Source organism: Mesorhizobium sp. M1A.F.Ca.IN.020.06.1.1 (assembly GCF_004023265.1).
In the GTDB taxonomy this organism is placed as follows: domain Bacteria; phylum Pseudomonadota; class Alphaproteobacteria; order Rhizobiales; family Rhizobiaceae; genus Mesorhizobium.
The window spans coordinates 1-763 of record NZ_RZSR01001559.1; the positions used below are offsets into that span (position 1 = coordinate 1).

Annotated in this window: 1 protein-coding gene; it reads left to right on the forward strand. The window is 67.1% G+C overall.

What is annotated here, in order from left to right; translation table 11 throughout:
- A partial coding sequence (locus EOA60_RS35525) for a biotin/lipoyl-binding protein (protein WP_128312757.1) occupies nt 1-763 on the forward strand: 763 nt, incomplete at both ends.

Consider the following 763-nt stretch of genomic DNA (forward strand, 5'->3'; position numbering starts at 1 on the left):
CGTCAGGCCATTCGCAGGAACGTCCGGGCGGGAGCGATCGCAGCGGCGCTGCTTGTCGGCGGGCTCGGCCTTTGGGCGGCATCAAGCAGTCTTGCCGGAGCCGTGGTCGCAGGCGGCCATCTGGTCGTCGGCTCGAACGTGAAGTCCGTCCAGCATCCGCAAGGCGGCGTCGTCGGCGCTCTCAACGTGCAGAACGGCAGCACGGTCGAGGCGGGCGACGTCCTGGTGCGGCTGGACGACACGGTGGCGCGTGCCAATCTCGCCATCGTCGACAACGGTCTCGACGAGCTCTCTGCCCGCCGCGCCCGGCTGATTGCCGAACGCGACGGCGCCCAGGCGGTGCTCTATCCCGAGCAGCTGTCGGGAAACGCGCATGCCCCTCAGATCGGTCATCTCATCGACGGCGAGAACAGGCTGTTCGCGCTGCGGCGGCAGGCGCGCGAGGGCAAGATTTCACAGCTACGCGAGCGCATCGTGCAGTTCCGTCAGGAGATCGCGGGTATCGAGGCCCAGCTCAGGAGCAAGCAGCAGGAGATATCCCTCACCAAGATCGAGCTCGAGGGCATGCGGGACCTCTGGAAAAAGAAGCTGGTGCCGATCTCGCGTCTGGCCGATCGCGAACGCGCCGAGGCAAGGCTCGACGGCGAAAACGGGCAGTTGATCGCCGCCGCCGCGCAGACGCGCGGGCGCATCAGCGAGATGGAACTGGCGATCATCCAGATCGATCAGGACCTGCGCAGCGAAGTGGCGGGCGAACTGAGGG